The 19,591-nt window shown below is 65.1% G+C and carries 16 protein-coding genes; 4 read left to right on the top strand and 12 right to left on the bottom strand.

Annotated elements, in window-relative coordinates; all coding sequences use genetic code 11:
- Nucleotides 1-2 precede the first annotated feature (2 nt).
- Nucleotides 3-872: a glucose-1-phosphate thymidylyltransferase RfbA gene (gene rfbA, locus CR105_RS02060; protein WP_099786911.1), complete on the top strand. Its 870-nt coding sequence runs from the start codon at nucleotides 3-5 to the stop codon at nucleotides 870-872.
- A 64-nt stretch (nucleotides 873-936) separates the two neighbouring features.
- Here rfbA and CR105_RS02055 read toward each other — a convergent pair whose 3' ends face one another.
- The 4 genes from CR105_RS02055 to CR105_RS02040 form a co-directional block, all read right to left on the bottom strand.
- A complete protein-coding gene (locus CR105_RS02055; protein WP_099786757.1) occupies nucleotides 937-2,985 on the bottom strand; it encodes a M13 family metallopeptidase in 2,049 nt (682 codons plus the stop codon).
- 72 nt (nucleotides 2,986-3,057) lie between these two features.
- Nucleotides 3,058-5,061 carry a M13 family metallopeptidase gene (locus CR105_RS02050; protein ID WP_180288069.1) on the bottom strand — a complete coding sequence of 668 codons (2,004 nt, stop codon included), beginning with the start codon at nucleotides 5,059-5,061 and terminating at the stop codon, nucleotides 3,058-3,060.
- Between the two features lie 530 nt (nucleotides 5,062-5,591).
- Nucleotides 5,592-6,644, bottom strand: a complete 1,053-nt coding sequence (locus tag CR105_RS02045) for a bifunctional UDP-4-keto-pentose/UDP-xylose synthase (protein ID WP_099786755.1) — start codon at nucleotides 6,642-6,644, stop codon at nucleotides 5,592-5,594.
- Nucleotides 6,641-7,654, bottom strand: a complete 1,014-nt coding sequence (locus CR105_RS02040; RefSeq protein ID WP_099786754.1) for an NAD-dependent epimerase/dehydratase family protein — start codon at nucleotides 7,652-7,654, stop codon at nucleotides 6,641-6,643. Before CR105_RS02040 ends, CR105_RS02045 begins: the two co-directional genes overlap by 4 nt.
- Nucleotides 7,655-7,915: 261 nt before the next feature.
- Here CR105_RS02040 and CR105_RS02035 point away from each other — a divergent pair, with 261 nt between their 5' ends.
- Together CR105_RS02035 and CR105_RS02030 are read left to right on the top strand one after the other, a co-directional pair.
- Entirely contained in the window at nucleotides 7,916-9,355 is a 1,440-nt protein-coding gene (locus CR105_RS02035) for a S41 family peptidase (RefSeq protein WP_099786753.1), read from the top strand.
- A gap of 112 nt (nucleotides 9,356-9,467) precedes the next feature.
- Entirely contained in the window at nucleotides 9,468-10,589 is a 1,122-nt protein-coding gene (locus CR105_RS02030; RefSeq protein WP_099786752.1) for a beta-ketoacyl-ACP synthase III, read from the top strand.
- A gap of 76 nt (nucleotides 10,590-10,665) precedes the next feature.
- On the opposite strand, the gene CR105_RS02025 is transcribed toward CR105_RS02030, so the two are convergent.
- Nucleotides 10,666-12,696 carry an NADPH-dependent 2,4-dienoyl-CoA reductase gene (locus tag CR105_RS02025; RefSeq protein WP_099786751.1) on the bottom strand — a complete coding sequence of 677 codons (2,031 nt, stop codon included), beginning with the start codon at nucleotides 12,694-12,696 and terminating at the stop codon, nucleotides 10,666-10,668.
- A 205-nt stretch (nucleotides 12,697-12,901) separates the two neighbouring features.
- Between CR105_RS02025 and CR105_RS02020 the strand changes: the two genes are divergently transcribed.
- Nucleotides 12,902-13,453, top strand: a complete 552-nt coding sequence (locus CR105_RS02020) for an SRPBCC family protein (RefSeq protein ID WP_099786750.1) — start codon at nucleotides 12,902-12,904, stop codon at nucleotides 13,451-13,453.
- Nucleotides 13,454-13,468: 15 nt separating this feature from the next.
- Here CR105_RS02020 and CR105_RS02015 read toward each other — a convergent pair whose 3' ends face one another.
- From CR105_RS02015 to CR105_RS01985, 7 genes are all read right to left on the bottom strand, one after another.
- Entirely contained in the window at nucleotides 13,469-13,924 is a 456-nt protein-coding gene (locus tag CR105_RS02015) for a hypothetical protein (RefSeq protein ID WP_099786910.1), read from the bottom strand.
- A gap of 34 nt (nucleotides 13,925-13,958) precedes the next feature.
- Entirely contained in the window at nucleotides 13,959-14,405 is a 447-nt protein-coding gene (locus tag CR105_RS02010) for a DUF2721 domain-containing protein (protein ID WP_099786749.1), read from the bottom strand.
- Nucleotides 14,402-15,358 carry a prolyl aminopeptidase gene (gene pip, locus CR105_RS02005; RefSeq protein WP_099786748.1) on the bottom strand — a complete coding sequence of 319 codons (957 nt, stop codon included), beginning with the start codon at nucleotides 15,356-15,358 and terminating at the stop codon, nucleotides 14,402-14,404. Before pip ends, CR105_RS02010 begins: the two co-directional genes overlap by 4 nt.
- Nucleotides 15,359-15,407: 49 nt before the next feature.
- Nucleotides 15,408-16,727, bottom strand: coding sequence for an amino acid deaminase (locus CR105_RS02000; RefSeq protein WP_099786747.1), 1,320 nt, complete (start codon nucleotides 16,725-16,727; stop codon nucleotides 15,408-15,410).
- Entirely contained in the window at nucleotides 16,724-17,473 is a 750-nt protein-coding gene (locus CR105_RS01995; RefSeq protein WP_099786746.1) for an AAA family ATPase, read from the bottom strand. The genes CR105_RS02000 and CR105_RS01995 overlap by 4 nt, the downstream gene beginning before the upstream one ends.
- A gap of 84 nt (nucleotides 17,474-17,557) precedes the next feature.
- Nucleotides 17,558-18,298: an acetoacetyl-CoA reductase gene (gene phbB, locus CR105_RS01990; RefSeq protein WP_099786745.1), complete on the bottom strand. Its 741-nt coding sequence runs from the start codon at nucleotides 18,296-18,298 to the stop codon at nucleotides 17,558-17,560.
- Between the two features lie 45 nt (nucleotides 18,299-18,343).
- Nucleotides 18,344-19,522: an acetyl-CoA C-acetyltransferase gene (locus CR105_RS01985; protein WP_099786744.1), complete on the bottom strand. Its 1,179-nt coding sequence runs from the start codon at nucleotides 19,520-19,522 to the stop codon at nucleotides 18,344-18,346.
- Nucleotides 19,523-19,591: the final 69 nt, after the last annotated feature.

Raw genomic sequence — 19,591 nt, 5'->3', positions numbered from 1 at the left:
ACTTGCCACGCAAAGGAATCATCCTCGCCGGCGGGTCCGGCACGCGGCTCTATCCTGCGACCAAAGCCTTTTCAAAACAGCTGATGCCGGTGTACGACAAGCCGATGATTTACTATCCTCTCACCACGCTGATGCTGGCGGGCATACGCGACATCCTGATCATTTCGACGCCACACGACCTGCCCCGTTTCGCCGAGCTACTCGGCGACGGCGCGCAGTGGGGATTGAGCATCCAATACAAGGAGCAGCCATCTCCGGGCGGGCTGGCCCAGGCGTTTATCGTCGGGCGCGACTTCGTCGGCTCGCATCCAAGCGCGCTGGTCTTGGGAGACAATATCTTCTACGGCCATGACCTCGTCAGGCAACTTCAGAATGCCGGCAGCCGCGCCAGTGGCGCGACCGTCTTTGCCTACCACGTTCACAATCCAGAATGCTATGGCGTGGTCGAATTCGATAGGAACCAGCTCCCCGTCAGCATCGAAGAAAAGCCGCTGCATCCGAAAAGCAGCTACGCCGTCACCGGCCTGTACTTCTACGATGAACAGGTATGCGATATCGCAGCCGGCATCGCGCCCTCGGCGCGTGGCGAACTCGAAATCACCGATCTCAATCGGCGCTACCTCGAGCAAGGCCAGTTAAACGTCGAACTAATGGGCCGCGGCTACGCATGGCTCGATGCCGGCACCCACGACAGCCTGCTTGAGGCGTCGAGCTTCATCTCGACGCTGCAGCGGCGCCAGGGCCTGATGGTTGCCTGCCCTGAAGAGATCGCGTACGCGCAAAGGTGGATCGATGCGAACAAGGTGCGCGAACTTGCCGCACCCTTGGCGGCAAGCGAGTATGGCCGCTACCTGCTCGGCCTGTTGAAATAGTGTCATCGACAAAGAAGGGCCGCGCATGCGGCCCTTCTGCATTAGTGCCCTAACCTGCGAGCCCCTACCAGATAATCACGCGATCCTTCGGCGCCAGGTACATCTTGTCGCCCGGCTTGACCTTGAACGCTTCGTAGAACGCCGGCTGGTTCATCATCGTGCCGTTGGCGCGGAACTGGCCCGGCGAGTGCGGATCGGTCTTGACCTGCACGATCTGCTGCTGCTCGCGCATCTTCGCGCGCCACACCTGGCCGAAGCCCATGAAGAAGCGCTGGTCGCCGGTGAGGCCGTCGATCACCGGCGCCTTTTTGCCCTTCAACGACAGCTTGTACGCCTTGTACGCGATCGCCACGCCGGAGTTGTCGCCGATGTTTTCGCCCAGCGTCAGTTCGCCGTTGACGTTATAGCCCGGCAGCGGGCTGTAGGCGCCGTACTGCGCCACCAGCTTCTGCGTCTTGGCCGCGAAGTTCTTCTGGTCCTGCGCGGTCCACCAGTTGCGCAGGTTGCCGTCGCCGTCGTACTGCGAACCCTGGTCGTCGAAACCGTGGCTGATCTCGTGGCCGATCGCGCCGCCGATGGCGCCGTAATTGACCGCGTCGTCGGCGTCCGCATCGAAAAACGGCGGCTGCAGGATCGACGCCGGGAACACGATCTCGTTCATCTCCGGGTTGTAGTACGCGTTGATCGTCTGCGGCGTCATGCCCCACTCTTCGCGGTCGATCGGCTGGCCAAGCTTGGCCAGCTGGCGGTTCGATTCGAACACGCGCGAGCGCATCACGTTGCCGACCAAATCGTCGCGCACCACCACCAGCGCCGAGTAGTCGCGCCACTTGTTCGGGTAGCCGATCTTGTAAGTGAACTTGGCCAGCTTGGCCTGCGCTTCCTTCTTGGTCGCAGGGCTCATCCAGTCAAGCTTGTCGATGCTGACCTTGTAGGCCGCCAGCAGATTCTTCACCAGCACCTCCATGCGCGCCTTGCGCTCGGCCGGGAAGTGCTTCTCGACGTACAGCTTGCCCAGGCTCTCGCCCATCGCCGTTTCGACCGTGCCGACCGCGCGCTTCCAGCGCGGCTGCATCTCCTTGATCCCCGCCAGCACGGTGCCGTTGAAGGCGAAGCGCTCGTCGACGAACGGCTTCGACAGCACGTTGGCGTAGCTGCTGATCAGGCGCAGTTGCAGGTACGCCTTCCAGGTGTCGAGCGAGGTCTCGTTCGACACCTGCGCAAAACCCTTCAGGTAGCTCGGCTGGCTGACCACGACGTAGCTGGTCTTGCCGCTGATGCCGGCGCCGTCCAGGTAGGCTTTCCAGTTGAAGCCCGGCGCCACTTCCGCCATCTTCGCCAGGTCGACCTTGTTGTACGTCTTGACCGGGTCGCGGTTTTCCACCGGCGTCCACTGCACCTTGGCCAGCGCGGTCTCGAACGCGACGATGCGCGCGGCATCAAGCGCCGCCGTCTTCGAGCCGGCCAGCGCCAGCATCTTCTCGACGTGCACCTGGTATTTCGCCAGCGCGTCGGCCAGCTTGGCGTCGTCCGCCTTCAGGTAGTACTCGCGGTCCGGCAGGCCAAGCCCGCCCTGCATGATGTCGGCGACGTACTTGGTCGAATCCTTGGCGTCCTGGTGGATCGCAAAATCGAACGGCGTGTCGATGCTCTGGCGGCCCAGGTGCGCCAGCATCGCCGGCAGTTCCGCCTTGTCCTTCATCGCCGCGATGCGCGCCAGTTCGGCGTTCAACGGCGCCAGGCCCAGCGCGTCGGCGCGCTGCTCGTCCATGTAGCTGGCGTAGAAGTCGCCGATGCGCTGGGCGTCGGTGCCGGCCTTGCCGTTCGGGCTCCTGGCGGCGTCCTCGATGATCGCGCGCAGCTGCGGGCGCAGGTCGTCGTCGAGCTTGACGAAGGTGCCCCAGCTCGACTTGTCGGCCGGGATCTCGGTCGACGTCAGCCACTTGCCGTTCAGGTGCTTGAAGAAGTCGTCCTGCACCCGCACCGCCGGGTCGATGTACTCGACCGCGATGCCCGACGCCGGCGCCTTGGCGACCGCCTTGGTTGCGCCGCCTGCCTGCGCAAGGCCGGCAATCAGGCTAAGCGTCAGCGCGCTCAATAAATATTTGTTCATTCAATACTCCAATGTCTTCGCCAGAATGCGAAAAAGGGGCGCGACGCGCCCCTCCCTTTACCGATGCTGCGACTACCAGATGATGACGCGGTCGGCCGGCGCGCGGTACATCTTGTCGCCTTCCTTGACGCCGAACGCTTCATAGAAGGCCGGCTGGTTCATCATGGTGCCGTTGGCGCGGAACTGGCCTGGCGAGTGCGGGTCGGTCTTGACCTGCACGATCAGCGCTTCGTCGCGCATCTTCATGCGCCATACCTGGCCGAAGCCCATGAAGAAGCGCTGGTCGCCGGTCAGGCCGTCGATCACCGGCGCCGGCTGACCCTTGAGCGACAGCTTGTAGGCCTTGTACGCGACCGCCACACCGGAGTTGTCGCCAATGTTCTCGCCCAGCGTCAGCGCGCCGTTGACGTTGTAGCCCTTGACCGGGCTGTAGGCGTCGTACTGCTTGGTCAGCGCGTCGGCCTTGGCCTGGAACTTGACGCGGTCTTCCTTGGTCCACCAGTCGCGCAGGTTGCCGTCGCCGTCGGACTGGCTGCCCTTGTCGTCGAAGCCGTGGCTGATCTCGTGGCCGATCACCGCGCCAATGGCGCCGTAGTTGACCGCGTCGTCGGCGCGCATGTCGAAGAACGGCGGATGCAGGATCGACGCCGGGAACACGATCTCGTTCATCGTCGAGCTGTAGTAGGCGTTCACCGTTTGCGGCGTCATGCCCCACTCTTCGCGGTCGATCGGCTTACCGAGCTTGTTGACGCCGCGGTTGTAGCCGAAGGTACGCGCGCGCATCATGTTGCCGACCAAATCGTCCTGCTTGATCGTCAGCGCCGAATAGTCGCGCCACTTGTTCGGGTAGCCGACCTTCGGCTTGAACTTGGCCAGCTTGGCCTGCGCTTCCTTCTTCGTCTCAGGGCTCATCCAGTCGAGCGTGTCGATGCTCTGCTTGTACGCTTCGAGCAGGTTCGCGATCAGCACTTCCATGCGCGCCTTGCGCTCCGGCGGGAAGTACTGCGCCACGTACTGGCGGCCGACCGCTTCGCCCATCACGCCTTCGACCGTCGAGACGCCATTCTTCCAGCGCGGCTGCTGCGCAGTCACGCCCGACAAGGTGGCGGTGTAAAACGCGAAGTTGGCGTCGTAGAACGGCTTCGACAGGTAGGCCGAATAGCTGCGCAGCAGCTGCCACTCGAAGTACGACTTCCACGTTGCCAGGTCGGTGTTGGCGACGATCTTGTCCATCGCGGCGAAGTAGCTAGGCTGGTTGACGATCACGTAGTCGACCTTGCCGGCGACGCCGGCCGCGGACAGCGCGCCCTTCCAGTCGTAGCCAGGCGTGAGCGCGGCCAGCTGGGCAAAGTCCATCTTGTTGTAGCGCTTGACCGGGTCGCGGTTGTCGACCTTGGTCCACTGCACTTCGGCCAGCGCGGTTTCCAGCGCGAGGATCTTAGCGGCGGCGCCGGCGGCGTCCTTTTCGCCGGCCATGCCGAGGATCTTCGCCACATGAAGCTCATACTTGGCGCGCACGTTGGCCAGCTTGGCGTCGTCCTTCTTCAGGTAGTAGTCGCGGTCCGGCAGGCCGAGGCCGCCCTGGCTGATGTAGGTCGCGTAGCGGGTCGACTCGCGCTGGTCCTGGCCGATGCCGATCGAATATGGCGCGGCCACGCCGATCTTGGCCAGGTGGGCGATCAGCGCCGGCAGCGCCTTCTTGTCTTTCAGTGCGCGGATGCGCTGCAGCTCGCCCGTCAGCGGACGGTAGCCGAGCGCGTCGATCTTCGACTCGTCCATGTAGCTGGTGTACAGGTCGCCGATTTTCTGGGTGTCGGTGCCGGCCTTTTTCTTCGGATCCTTCTGCGCCGCTTCGATCAGGCCGCGCAGCTGCGGGTTGAGATCGTCGCGCATCTTGGCGAACGTGCCCCAGCTCGATTTGTCGGCCGGGATTTCAGTCGTCTTGAGCCACTCCCCATTCAGGTACGTGAAGAAGTCGTCCTGCGCGCGCACCGTCTTGTCGATGTACTGCGTGTCGATGCCGGAGATCGGCGCGGCCGGCTTGGCGTTGTCGGCGGCGCCGGCGAAGGCGGCCATCAGGCTCAGGGTCAGGGTGCTCAGGAAATATCGTTTCACGGGTTGTCCTTATGGGGCAGGATTAAAGAGTCGGCGGATAAGCCGAGCGCAAATGTAACATGGCGCCCCCGCGCCTGGTGACTACTTCGTAGCCGCAATGTCATTTTTTGCCAGGTATGCATACGTCTGGCGGCCATCAAAATGAGTGTATGCATAGGGCGCGGGGGAACCGGGTCGCTGCTCGAGAAAGCAATTCTAGCCCTGGCCCGCATCGCGCAGCCGCGCCCTCCCCGTTTTTTACTTTACGATACACAACGCGTTGTTTTGTCGTGCGCACAATGAAAAAAGCCCACGGCGGACCATGGGCAAAACCACTTAAGGTGGAGGGGAGAAACGGAAGCACTATAAGCTGGCATTTCGGCAATAATGCCAAACCTTACATTTGCTTACCGCTGAGTTCGTGATAGCCGCCAACCCACGACGGTCTTGCGGTCATTGCAAAATAAAAAGGGCTGCAGAAGCAGCCCGTTTTATTCTTGATCGACCTCGACTCAGTTATTCAACTGCTTCGCATCGACCAGCTTGTCCTTGTACGAATCGAAAATGCCGACCAGCGCGTCGCGCATGGCGAACTTCGGCGCCCAGCCCAGCTCGGTCATCGTGTTGTCGATCTTCGGCACGCGGTTCTGCACGTCCTGGTAGCCCTTGCCGTAGTAGGCGCCGGAGCTGGTCTCGACCAGCTTGACCTGCTTGGCCGACGCGCGGTACTCCGGGTACTCGGCGGCCAGCTCGAGCATCATGTGGGCCAGTTCGCGGATCGAGTAGTTGTTGCTCGGGTTGCCGATGTTGTAGATCTTGCCGGTGGCGATGCCGTCGACGTTGGCGATGATGCGCACCAGCGCGTCGATGCCGTCGTCGACGTACGTGAACGAGCGCTTCTGCTCGCCGCCGTCGACCAGCTGGATGTTCTCGCCGCGCACGATGTGGCCGAGGAACTGGGTCAGCACGCGCGACGAACCTTCTTTCGGCGTGTGGATCGAGTCGAGGCCGGCGCCGATCCAGTTAAACGGGCGGAACAGCGTGAAGTTCAGCCCTTCCATGCCGTAGCCCCAGATCACGCGGTCCATCAGCTGCTTCGAGCACGCGTAGATCCAGCGCGGCTTGTTGATCGGGCCGTACACCAGGTCGGACGATTCCGGATCGAATTCGGCGTCCGGGCTCATGCCGTACACCTCGGACGTCGACGGGAACACCAGGTGCTTGCCGTATTTGGCGGCCGAGCGCACGATCGGCAGGTTCGCCTCGAAGTCGAGTTCGAACACGCGCAGCGGTTCCTTCACATAGGTCGACGGCGTGGCGATCGCCACCAGCGGCAATATCACGTCGCACTTCTTGACGTGGTACTCGACCCATTCCTTGTTGATCGTGATGTCGCCTTCAAAAAAGTGCAGGCGCGATTTGTACGATTCGTTCGCCAGCAGGTCCTCGATGCGCTCCGATTGCATGTCCATGCCGTACACGTGCCAATCGGTCGTTTCCAGGATGCGCTTGGACAGGTGGTGACCGATAAAGCCGTTGACACCGAGGATAAGGACTTTTTTCATTTTGAAGGGGCTGCGTTTGGCCGGATGAGAGAGCGCGGATTATACCATTCTCCAAAGAGGGTTAAACCGGTTTCCAGCGGCGTTGTCGGCGCGTATCCGACCCACGCCTGCAGGCGGCTGGCGTCGGCATGGGCGGCTGCCACGTCGCCCGGCTGCATCGGCTGAAAATCGAGTTCGGCGCGTACGCCCAGCACCCGCTCGAGCGTATTGATGAAGTCGAGCACCGTCACCGGCCGCTCGCTGCCGACGTTGACGACCCAGTGCGGCGCGGCCACGTCGCTGCCGGTCCACGGCTTGAACAGCAGCCGCACCACGCTTTCGACGATGTCGTCGATGTAGGTGAAGTCGCGCAGCAGCCGGCCTTCGGCAAACACCGGGATCGCTTCGCCCTTGAGCAGCTTTTCGGTGAAGCTGAAGTACGCCATGTCCGGCCTGCCCCACGGCCCGTAGACGCTAAACAGGCGCACGCCGGTGGCCGGCAGCCGGCTCAGGTGGCTGTACGCATGCGCCATCTGCTCGTTGGCCTTGTTGGTCGCCGCGTATAGCGACAGCGGCGCGTCGGTCGGGTCGTCCTCGCTGAACGGCAACTTGGTATTGCCGCCGTACACGCTGCTGCTGCTCGCATACAGCAGGTGCTCGACATGGTGGCGCCGGCACGCGTCGAGCACGTTGCCGAACCCGACCAGATTCGACTGCAAGTAGGCGCCCGGCGCCACCAGCGAGTGGCGCACGCCGGGCTGCGCCGCCAGGTGCACCACCAGGGTCGGGCGCACCCGCGCGAACAGCGCCGCCACCTGCACCGGGTCGGCCAGTTCGGCCGCGCGGCACGGCACTTCCAGCGGCCCGAGCAGCGCGCGCACGCGGCCGATCTTCAGGCGCGGATCGTAGTAATCGTTGAAATTGTCGCAGCCGGCGACCTGGTGCCCGAGCCCGGCCAGCCGCGCCGCCACGAAGCTGCCGATGAAGCCGGCCGCGCCCGTCACCAATATCGTCTGTTTTCCCGCTGTCATGGTTGCCTGTTCCCGAGAAGATGGCGGCGCTGACCGAAAGTGGCACGGCCGCGTCCAAGCGTGACAGAGCGCGCGGCAGCGGCAGGTGATCTTGGTCAGCAGGAGCGCGGTCTGCTGCGCGCGCGCCGCTGGCGTGCGAAGCGGCAAGTCTTGCGCGGGCAACACGCGTGCGCGGCAATCGAGCGTATACTGGATCGGCGCGCCGCCACGCTGGCGCGAAAACCGTTTCCACTTGCAGCCACCGCCGCCGTCAGGACCATCATGGGCACTACACTGAAGAACGCCGGCCTGGTCGGCTTTGGCCTGATTGCCGGCGTGGCCGTCTCGATGCAGTTTTCGGCGCTGGCGCAAAAGCCGGTCGACGCCGGCATGCCGCTCGAAGAACTGCGCCAGCTGTCCGACGTGTACGGCCTGATCAAGTCGGACTATGTCGAAGCGACCGAAGACCGCAAGCTGCTCACCGAAGCGATCGCCGGCATGGTCGCCTCGCTCGACCCGCACTCGGCCTACCTCGACAAGAAAGCCTACCGCGAGCTGCGCGAAGGCACCCAGGGCAAGTTCGTCGGCCTCGGCATCGAGATCTCCCAGAGCGAGGAAGGCTACATCAGGATCGTCGCACCGATCGAGGATTCGCCCGCCTGGCGCGCCGGCATCCTGCCCGGCGACCTGATCACCCGCATCGACGCGCTGCCGGTGCAGGGCCTCGCGCTCGACGAAGCGATCAAGCTGATGCGCGGCGAGCCGCGCACCAGGGTGACCCTGACGGTGCTGCGCAAGAGCGCCGCCGCGCCCCTCACCTTCGTCATCGCGCGCGAAGAAATCGTGCAGAAAAGCGTCAAGGCGAAAATCGTCGAACCGGGCTACGGCTGGCTGCGCGTGTCGCAGTTCCAGGAGCCCACCGTCGACGACCTGGCCGCCCGCCTGGCCGCCATGTACAAGCAGGAGCCGAACCTGAAAGGCCTGGTGCTCGACCTGCGCAACGATCCCGGCGGCCTGCTGCAAGGGGCCATCGGCGTGTCGGCCGCGTTCCTGCCGAAGGACGCCGAGATCGTCTCGACCAACGGCCAGCTGGCCGACTCCAAACAAAGCTTCTACGGCCGCGCCGAGTTCTACTCGCTGCGCGGCGACAGCGACGCGCTGGCGCGCCTGCCGGCCGCCGTCAAGAGCGTGCCGCTGGTGGTGCTGGTCAACTCCGGCTCGGCGTCGGCGTCCGAAATCGTCGCCGGCGCGCTGCAGGACTACAAGCGCGCCATCATCATGGGCAGCCAGACCTTCGGCAAGGGCTCGGTGCAGACCATCCGGCCGCTGTCGAACGACGCCGCCGTCAAGCTCACCACCGCGCGCTACTACACGCCGGCCGGCCGCTCGATCCAGGCGCGCGGCATCGTGCCCGATTTCCTGGTCGACGAAAACGCCGACGGCGACGCGCTGAACGGCCTGCGCATGCGCGAAGCCGACCTGCAAAAGCACCTGGCCAACGACCGCAGCAAGGAAGAAGCGCGCGCCGCGCGCGACGACGCCGAGGACGAGCTGCGCCTGGCCGCCATCGAGCGCAAGCGCACGCCGCTCGAATACGGCAGCGCCGACGACTTCCAGCTCAGACAGGCGCTGAACCACCTGAAGGGCTTGCCGGTACAGCTGTCGAAGAGCACGCCGGCGTCGAAACTGGCGCGCCAGGAGCCGAAGGCGCCGGCGCATTGAGCCGCCGCAGGGCCGCCTGCGCTCTGCAGCTTCAAAACTCCCCGGCCGCAACGCGCATGTGTAAAATATGTGCACACGCCGGCCCGCCTGGCACTTCTCTGAAAGCACCAACATGAAACAAGTCGTCATCAGCGGCACTGGCCTGTTTACGCCAACCCACTCCATCTCCAACGAAGAACTGGTGGTCGCCTTCAATGCCTACGCCGAACTGTTCAACGCCGACAACGCCGCCGCGATTGCCGCCGGCGACGTCGCCGCGATCGAAGGCTCGAGCGCCGCCTTCATCGAAAAAGCGTCCGGCATCAAGTCGCGCTACGTGATGGAAAAGGAAGGCATCCTCGACCCGACCCGCATGACGGCGCGCATCGCCGAGCGGCCCGACGACGAACTGTCGCTGCAGGCCGAAATCTGCGTCGCCGCGGCGCGCCAGGCGCTCGCGCGCGCCGGCCGCGTCGCCGCCGACATCGACATGGTGATCGTCGCCTGCAGCAACATGCAGCGCGCCTACCCGGCGATGGCGGTCGAAGTGCAGGAAGCGCTCGGCATCGACGGCTACGGCTTCGACATGAACGTTGCCTGCTCGTCGGCCACGTTCGGCATCCAGACCGCGATGGCGGCCGTGCAAAGCGGCCAGGCCCGCGCCGCGCTTGTGCTCAATCCCGAAATCACCAGCGGCCACCTGAACTTCCGCGACCGCGACAGCCACTTCATCTTCGGCGACGCCTGCACCGCCATCGTCATCGAAGGCGCCGACAACGCAGTCGGCGAACACCAGTTCGAGATCCTCGAGTCCAAGCTCAAGACCAAGTTCTCCAACAACATCCGCAACAACTTCGGCTTCATGAACCGCTTCGACGAATCCGGCGTCGGCAAGGCCGACAAGCTGTTTCGCCAGCAAGGCCGCAAGGTGTTCAAGGAAGTGTGCCCGATGGCCGCCGAGATGATCCGCGACACGGTGGCGGCGGCCGGCCTCGAAGTGGCGCAAGTATCGCGCTTCTGGCTGCACCAGGCCAACCTGAGCATGAACCTCCTGATCACCAAGATGCTGCTCGGACGCGACGCCGAGCCGAACGAGGCGCCGGTCATTCTCGACACCTACGCCAACACGTCGTCGGCCGGCTCGATTATCGCCTTCCACAAGCACCAGGACGACATGCCGGCTGGCGCGCTCGGCGTCATCTGCTCGTTCGGCGCCGGCTACTCGATCGGCTGCGTCGTCGTCCGCAAAAAATAACCCGATATCGCAAACGTGCCGATCATCGGGAACTAACACGCTGTAGATGTGGTCTGACCTAGGTCAGACCCGCACTTCACAAGCTCACCGCCAGTTCGGCACCTTCCCTGATCGCCCGCTTCGCATCCAGCTCCGCTGCCAGCGCCGCCCCGCCAATCTTGTGAAAGCGCGGCCCGCCACTCTCCCCTTCCGCCGGCATCAGTTCGGTCAGGCTGTCCTGTCCCGCGCAGATCACCACGTTGTCCACCTCGATCACCTTGCGCTCGCCGCCGACGGTGACATGCAGGCCCTGGTCGTCGATTTTGTCGTACTGCACCCCCGCCATCATCACCACGCCGTTGCGCTGCAAGGTGGCGCGGTGCACCCAGCCGCTGGTCTTGCCCAGGCCGGCGCCAAGCTTCGATGCCTTGCGCTGCATCAGGTACAGCTGGCGCACCGGCGCCGGATCGGCCGGCTTCACCAGCCCGCCCTTGGTGGTCGCTGCCAGGTCGACGCCCCACTCGCGCGTCCACTCGGCGATCGGCACCGGCAACCGGTGCGACGGATCGTGCAGCAGGTATTCGCCGACGTCGAAGCCGATGCCGCCGGCGCCGATGATCGCCACGCGCTTGCCGACCGGCGCCTTATGCTGCAGCACGTCGACGTACGACAGCACCTTCGGATGCCCGATCCCTTCGATCGGCGGCATGCGCACCTTGATGCCGGTGGCGACGATGACGTCATCGAAGCCGCCCTTGAGCAACTGTTCGCGGGTGACGCGCTGGCCCAGCATCACTTTCACGCCGAGCAGCTCCAGCCGGCGGCCGAAATAGCGGATCGTCTCGCTGAATTCTTCCTTGCCGGGGATTTGCATGGCGATCTTGAACTGGCCGCCGATGCTGTCGCTGCCGTCGAACAGGGTGACGTCGTGGCCGCATTCGGCCGCCACCGTCGCCGCCGACAGCCCGGCCGGGCCGGCGCCGACCACCGCCACCTTTTTCGGCGCGGACGTTTTCGCATACACCAGCTCCGTCTCGTGGCAGGCGCGCGGGTTGACCAGGCAGCTGGCGCGCTTGTTGGCGAAGGTGTGGTCGAGGCAGGCCTGGTTGCAGCCGATGCAGGTGTTGATTTCGTCGGCGCGGCCGGCGGCGGCCTTGGCGACGAACTCGGGGTCGGCCAGGAACGGGCGCGCCATCGACACCATGTCGGCGTCGCCGCGGGCGAGGATGTCCTCGGCGTCGGCCGGCATGTTGATGCGGTTCGACGCCACCACGGGGATGCTCACTTCGCGGCGCAGGCGGCCGGCCACGCTGGCGAAGGCGCCGCGCGGCACCGAGGTGACGATGGTCGGCACGCGCGCTTCGTGCCAGCCGAAGCCGGTGTTGAGGATGGTGACGCCGGCCAGTTCGAGCGCGCGGGCGACGGCGACCACTTCGTCCCAGGTATTGCCGCCGTCGACCAGGTCGAGCAGCGAGTGGCGGTACATGATGATGAAGTCGGGGCCGACCTTGGCGCGGATGCGCTTGACGATTTCGACCGGCAGGCGCATGCGGTTTTCGATGCTGCCGCCCCAGGCATCCTGGCGCTGGTTGGTGCGCGCGCACAGGAACTGGTTGAGCAGATAACCCTCGCTACCCATCACTTCGACGCCGTCGTAGCCGGCCTGCTTGGCCAGCCGGGCGCAGCGTGCGTAGGCGGCAATCGTCCTGGCGATGCCGCGTTCGGTCAGCGCGCGCGGCTTGAACGGCGAGATCGGCGACTTCACGCCCGACGCCGACACCACCAGCGGCTGGTAGCCGTAACGGCCGGCGTGCAGGATCTGCATCAGGATCTTGCCGCCCTCCTCGTGCACGGCGCGCGTGACGCGGCGGTGATTGAGGACGTCGCCGGCGAAGTTGAGGGTGCCGCCGAACGGCAGCAGCCAGCCTTGCATGTTCGGCGAGATGCCGCCGGTGACGATCAGCCCGACGCCGCCGCGGGCGCGCTCGCGGTAGAACTCGGCCAGCTTGCCGTAATTGTAGAAGCGGTCTTCGAGGCCGGTGTGCATCGAGCCCATGATGACGCGGTTGCGCAGCGTGGTGAAACCAAGGTCGAGCGGAGCAAGCAGGTGCGGGTAAGTGGCGGTCATGGGCGCTTCAAGAGGGGTTGCCGCGCGAGTGCGCGGCACAACCGCATTAAAACCCACTTCCGTAGACGCCGGCTTCTAAATTTTGACAAGCCGCGGCGCTCGCCGAGGGGGCTGACCCGTTTTCTGGGTCAGACCCCGGTGTTGTTGACGCTGACGACACGGGCGCACGCTTGTCAGCCGCAACGCTTTACCGTAGGCTAAGACCATGATCGCGCGACTGTGCTTTTGTTTGATGATGGCTGCCGCGCTGCCGGCGCTGGCGCAGCCTGCGGTCGACGTCAGCGTCGAGCGGGTCGACGGCGCCGACGGCAAGGTCTACCAGATCAGCGCGCGCGGCGAAGTAGCGGCGGCGCCGGCGGCGGTGTGGCGCATCCTGACCGACTACGAGCGCATGCCCGAATTCGTGCCCGACCTGCGCAGCGCGCGGGTGATCTCGCGCAGCGGCGACGAGGCGGTCATCGAGCAGTTCGGCGAAGCGCGCCTGCTGTTCTTGCGGCGCGAGATCCGCCTGGTGGTGCAGGTGCGCGAGCAGCCGATCACGCAGATCGACATCAGCCTGGTGGACGGCGACATGCGGGTCTACCGCTGCACCTGGCAGCTGGTGCCGGTGGCGCAGACGGGCGGCACGCGGGTGCTCTACAGCGGCACGCTGGCGCCGAAGTTCCATGTGCCGGGGATGCTCGGCTCAAACCTGATCCGCGGCGACATCGAAAAGATGATGGCCGCCGTGCTGCAGCGCCTCGACCGCACCGACTAGACAACCCTCGCGGCCTTACGCCTGGTAGCTATCGCGCTCGCGCAGTTCGGCAAACGACTCGATGCTGCCGATCTTGATCGTCAGCGGATTCATCCTGCTTTGCGGCGTCATTGGGCGCCAGGCGAACAGCCACTCGTGTTCGTGCGCTTCGGCGCTCGACTTGGTGAACGCGGCGCCGAGCGCGGCGCGCACGCCGTATTCGACTTCGCCGTCGATGCCGGCCCAGGTGGGCAGCACCTTCTGCACTGCGCGGTGCAGCATCTCGCCGAATGCGTCGGTGTTATGAATGACCAGGCAGCTGTCGGCCTGGCCGAGCAGGTCGAACAGCGACTTGTCCCAGACGGTGGAAAACGACAGCGTCATGAAGGGATTGGCCGGCACCAGGCGGAACTGGCCTTCGCGCAGCGCCAGTTCGAGTTCGGCGCGCTGGCCGTAGCGGTGGAGGGTTGGTGGGCGTTTGTAGTCGTGCATGGTGTGAATTGATCCGGTAATGGTGTGGGCGCGATCAGCGGCCACGCGCGCGGCGCGCGACATGGGCGATGCGCATGTGTTTGGAGGCGATGAAGATCTCGCGCAGCAGGAAGCAGAAACTGCCGATCAGCGCAACCATCGCCAGCACGAAGAAGGCGGCGATGTAGCGGTCGAGCGGCAGGCTGGTGGTGTCGCCCAGGAACAGCATCGCAATGACGACGCAGATCAGCAGCCCGCAGGCGGTCGACAGCGTGATGGCGGCGTTGATCAGGTGCGCGCGGCCGTACAGGATGTCGAGTTCGGCCGTGTACTGGATGTCGTGGTTGACCTGGAGCCGGTCTTCGAGCACGCGCGAACGGTCGATGATGCGCGCCAGCCGGTTCGTCAGCACCGTCAGCTTGGTGGCCACGCCGGTGAGCAGGAACACCGGCGCGATCGCCAGCTGGATCACGTGGCCGATATCGCTGATCTGGATATTCATTCGAATCGGCCCAGCCGCTTGAACTGCTCGGTGGCCGCCACCAGCGCCTGCGCGATGCCGGTTTCGAGCGCGCCGTGGCCGGCGTCGGCAATCATGCGCAGCCGCGATCCCGGCCAGGCCTGGTGCAGCCGGTAGGCCGACACCGGCGGGCAGATGACGTCGTAGCGTCCCTGCACGATCACCGCCGGCAAATGCGCGATGCGGCCGATGTCGCGCAACAGCTGGCCCTCGTCGAAAAAACCAAGGTGGCTCATGTAGTGCGACTCGAGCCGGCCGACACCAAGGTCGAGCGTGTCCGACGCCGGGTCTTCCGGCTGCGGCAGCAGGAATACGCGGCGGCCTTCGAAGCGGCTCCAGGCGCGCGCCGCCGGCCAGTAGCTCGCCGGGTCGTCGCACAGCATGCGCGTGGTGTAGGCCTTGAGCAGGTCGCCGCGCTCGGCTTCGGGAATCGGCGCGATGAATTCATCGTAGAGCTCAGGATAGAAAGACTGCACGCCGTTGATAAAGAAGTCGATCTCGGCGGCGGTGCAAAGGAAAATGCCGCGCAAGACGAAGCCGAGGCAGCGCTGCGGATGCGCCTGGCCGTATGCCAGCGCCAAGGTCGAACCCCACGAGCCGCCGAACACGAGCCACTGTTCGATGCCGAATTTGACGCGCAGCGTTTCAATGTCTTCGATAAGCAGCTGGGTGGTGTTGTTGCGCCATTCGCCCAGCGGCGTCGACTTGCCGGCGCCGCGCTGGTCGAACAGGATCACGCGGTAGTGCTGCGGATCGAAAAAGCGGCGGTGCTGCGGCGACAGGCCGGCGCCCGGGCCGCCGTGCAGGAACAGCACCGGTACGCCGTCGGGATTGCCGACTTCTTCCCAGTAGATGCTGTGCAGCGGGTCGACGTCGAGCATGCCGTGCCGGTTCGGCTGGATCGGCGGGAACAGCGATGGCGGGCTCTCGTGCATGGCGTTTCTCATCATGGTGGAGCCGCGATTGTACCCTGCCGGCCAGCACTCAGAAGAAGGTATTGATCGCGTAGCGCACTGCGTAGTCGTCGTCCACCGCCAGCAGCAGCGGCCATTTGTCGAACGTGGTGCACGGATGCGAAATGCCGCAGCCGACCAGGTCGCCCACTTCCAGATCAAAGCCGGCAGGCAGCTGCAGGTAGGCGTGCTGGTCGTTCATCTTGACAATGGCGCAGCCGGCCGGCAGTGGCTCGGGCGCGCCGGGTCCGGGGCGATGCCACACCAGCGGAATCGGCAGCTCGATGTCGTACGAGGCGTCGCGCTTGCCCATGCCGAGGATCGCCAGGCCCGGTTCGGGCCGCGACTGCACCACGCTCCACACTTCCAGCGCCGGCTGCAGCGCCGCGCCGCCAAGCGCCGCATGGCCTTCCTCGCGCACGTCGAGTTCGCCGATCTGGCGCAGGTAGGAGCCGTGATCGGACGTCAGGTAGCAGCCGCTGCGCAGTACCGCCAGCACCGGACGCGACATGCCTTCAATGCCGGCGAAGCCGCGCGCGACCAGGTCGAAGTAGCCGGAGCCGCCGGCCGACAGCACAATCTGGGCGCCGCCGAACAGGCGCTCCTCGTCGCAGGCGCGGGCCAGCGCGGCCAGGCGCGCGACGAAGTCGTTCACCGCGCGCAGGTCGTCGTCGCGCTGGTCCGACACCAGCAAGCCCTCGTAACCCTCGATGCCGGCCAGCTGCAGGTTGGGCGCGGCGGCCACCGCGCGCGCCACGACCATCGCTTCGGCGTCGGTGCGGCAGCCGGCGCGCTTGCCGGCCAGGCCCAGCTCGACCAGCAGCGGCAGCGGGCGCGCCAGTGGATGGTCGGCCAGCGCATCGGCCAGCCGCGTGACGCCGGCGACGGAGTCGACCAGCGCGAAAAACTCGAACGCCGGATCGTCGTGCATCAGCTGCAGCACGCTGTTGATGTCGGCGCGCGCGACCAGCTGGTTGGCCAGCAGCACGCGGCGCACGCCGAAGCGGTGCGCGACCTGGACCTGGGTGGCGCTAGCGAGCGTGATGCCCCACGCGCCGTTGGCCAGCTGGGCGCCGAACAGCTGCGGGCTCATGGTCGTCTTGCCGTGCGGCGCCAGGGTGACGCCGTACTGCGCACAGAAGCGCCGCATCCAGTCGAGATTGTGGCGCAGCGCCGACGCCTTGAGCAGCGCGACCGGGAAGCTGGTGTCGCCGCGCAGCACGTTCCAGCCTTGCACGCCGAGCGCGCCCTGGCGCAGCGGCGCGGTGATCGGCAGCCCTTTCACGCCGGGCTGCAGCAGCTGTTCGTCAAGTGCTGCCAGCGCCAGGCCGCCGTGGGGCAAAGAGTTCATTCGTCGTCCTCGTCGTCGCCGAGCAGCTGCTCGATGCGCCGTTGGTAGTGGTTGAGGAAATCGCGGGTGACCGCGTAGTGCTCGGTGTCCTCGTAGGCGACCTCGGACAGGCCGGCCTGGTCGAACACCATGATTTTAGCGTTTGGGTAGGCCAGCAGGATCGGCGAATGGGTGGCGATGATAAATTGCGAGCCGCGCTTGACCAGCTGGTCGATGGCCGACAGCGCCGCCAGCTGGCGGTTCGGCGACAGCGCCGCTTCCGGTTCGTCGAGCAGGTAAAAGCCGTCGGGGCCAAGGTCGAGCAGCAGCTGCATGAACGCTTCGCCGTGCGAACTTTTGTGCAGCGACACCGGGGGCGGCCGCCGCGGAAACGAATCCTTCCAGGTCTCGTCGATGTAGCTGATGACGTCGAAGGCGCTTTCGGCGCGCAGGAAGTACGACCAGCGCGGCGCCTTGAAGCCCTTCGACAGGCGCAGCACGCTTTGCAGCGGCGATACCTCCTGCTGCTGGCGCGAGACATTGCGCGAGCCGCCTTCGGCCGGCAGGCCCATCGCCACGGCAATCGCTTCGAGCATGGTCGACTTGACGGCGCCGTTTTCGCCGACGAAAAACGTCACGTCAGGGTGGAACGACAGGCGGTTCAGGTCGCGCACGGCGGGGATGTTGAAGGGGTAGCGATCGAGGTCGATGTCGTCATCGTCGCGCATCGAGATGTCGCGCAGGTAGGGTTTGGCACTCAGCGTCATACGTTCCTCACAGGAATACGTCGACTTAAAAGCGTCGTGCCCGCCAGTGGCGGGCACGACGGTCTTTCGTGTAACGACGAACGCTTACGACATGTGCTGGCCGCCGTTGATGGCGATGTTGGCGCCGGTGACGAAGGCCGCTTCGTCCGACGACAGGTAAGCGACCAGGCCGGCCACTTCTTCCGGCTTGCCCAGGCGCGCCATTGGAATCTGCGGGATGATCTTGGTGTCGAGCACCTCCTGCGGAATCGCCATCACCATCTTGGTGCCGATGTAGCCGGGCGAGATGGTGTTGACGGTGACGCCCTTGCGCGCCACTTCCAGCGCCAGCGCCTTGGTAAAGCCGTGCATGCCGGCCTTGGCGGCCGAATAGTTGGTCTGGCCGAACGCGCCCTTCTGGCCGTTGACGGACGAGATGTTGATGATCCGCCCCCAGCCGCGCTCGACCATGCCATCGCAGATCGGCTTGGTCATGTTGAAGACGGAGTCGAGGTCGGTGCGCATCACTGCGTCCCAGTTCGGCTTGTCCATTTTCTTGAACGTCATGTCGCGCGTGATGCCGGCGTTGTTGACCAGCACATCGACCTCGCCCACTTCGGCGACGATCTTCGCCACGCACGCGGCCGACGAATCGTAGTCGGCGACGTCGCACTCGTAGGCCTTGAAATCGAAGCCCATGTCGCGCGTCGACGCGAGCCAGCCCTGCACCTTGGTGCTGCCTGGCGAATACGTCGTCACTACCGTATAGCCGAGCGCGGCCAGCTTGATGCACACCGCTTCGCCCAGACCACCCATACCGCCGGTTACTAATGCAACTCTAGCCATTTTTGTCTCCTCCGTCGTGCGTTTCTACTGCTAAAAAATCGGGTATCAATCCCGCTCGATTGCCAACGCGACGCCCATGCCGCCACCGATGCACAGGATGGCAAGTCCCTTCTTGGCGTCGCGCCGGATCATTTCGTGAATCAAGGTCACCAGCACGCGCGCGCCGGAGGCGCCGATCGGGTGGCCGAGCGCAATGGCGCCGCCGTTGACATTGATCTTGCTGGTGTCCCAGCCCATTTCCTTGTTGACCGCAACTGCCTGGGCGGCGAACGCTTCGTTAATTTCCATCAGGTCGACCTGCTCGTGGGTCCAGCCGGCTTTTTTCAGGCACAGCTTGGCCGCCGAGACCGGGCCCATGCCCATGATGGCGGGATCGATGCCGGCCGACGAGTAGGCCTTGATGCGCGCCAGCGGTTTCAGGCCCAGCTCCTTCGCCTTCGACGCCGACATCATGATGACCGCGGCGGCGCCGTCGTTCAGGCCCGAGGCATTGCCGGCGGTGACGCTGCCTTCCTTGTTGAAAGCCGGGCGCAGCGACGACAGCGCCTCGATCGTGCTGCCGTGCTTCGGATACTCGTCGGTATCGAACATCACGGCGCCCTTCTTGCTCGGGATCTCGATGGCGATGATCTCATCCTTGAACTTGCCCTCTTTCTGGGCAACTTCGGCCTTCTGCTGCGAGGCCAGCGCGAACGCGTCCTGCTCGGCGCGCGAGACGCCGTATTTGTTGGCGACGTTTTCGGCGGTGACGCCCATGTGGTACTGGTTGAACGCATCCCACAGGCCGTCGGTGATCATGGTGTCGACCAGCTTGGCGTCGCCCATGCGGAAACCGTCGCGCGAATTGGGCAGCACGTGCGGCGAGGCGCTCATGTTTTCCTGGCCGCCGGCGACGACGATCGAGGCGTCGCCGCACATGATGGCCTGGGCCGCCAGGTGGGTCGCCTTCAGGCCGCTGCCGCAGACCTTGTTGATGGTCATTGCCGGCACCATGTTCGGCACGCCGGCCTTGATGCTGGCCTGGCGCGCCGGGTTCTGGCCGGCGCCGGCGGTGAGCACCTGGCCCATGATGACTTCGTCGACAGTGCCCGGATCGACGCCGATGCGCTCGAGCAGCGTCTTGATGACTTGCGCGCCCAGCTCGACGGCCGGGATCTTCGCCAGTGTGCCGCCGAACTTGCCGACGGCGGTGCGGCCTGCGGCCACGATTACGACTTCTTCCATGTCAATCTCCGAGTTTTGCTGGCGCTGGGCCAGTGTGGTTGTCAAGTCGGCGTCCGGCCCAAAGGCGGA

Origin of the sequence: Massilia eurypsychrophila, from assembly GCF_002760655.1 — a bacterium.
Lineage (GTDB): Bacteria > Pseudomonadota > Gammaproteobacteria > Burkholderiales > Burkholderiaceae_D > JAFCUW01.
Note: the sequence above shows the minus strand (reverse complement) of the source record. Positions and strands in the feature narration are given on the sequence as shown.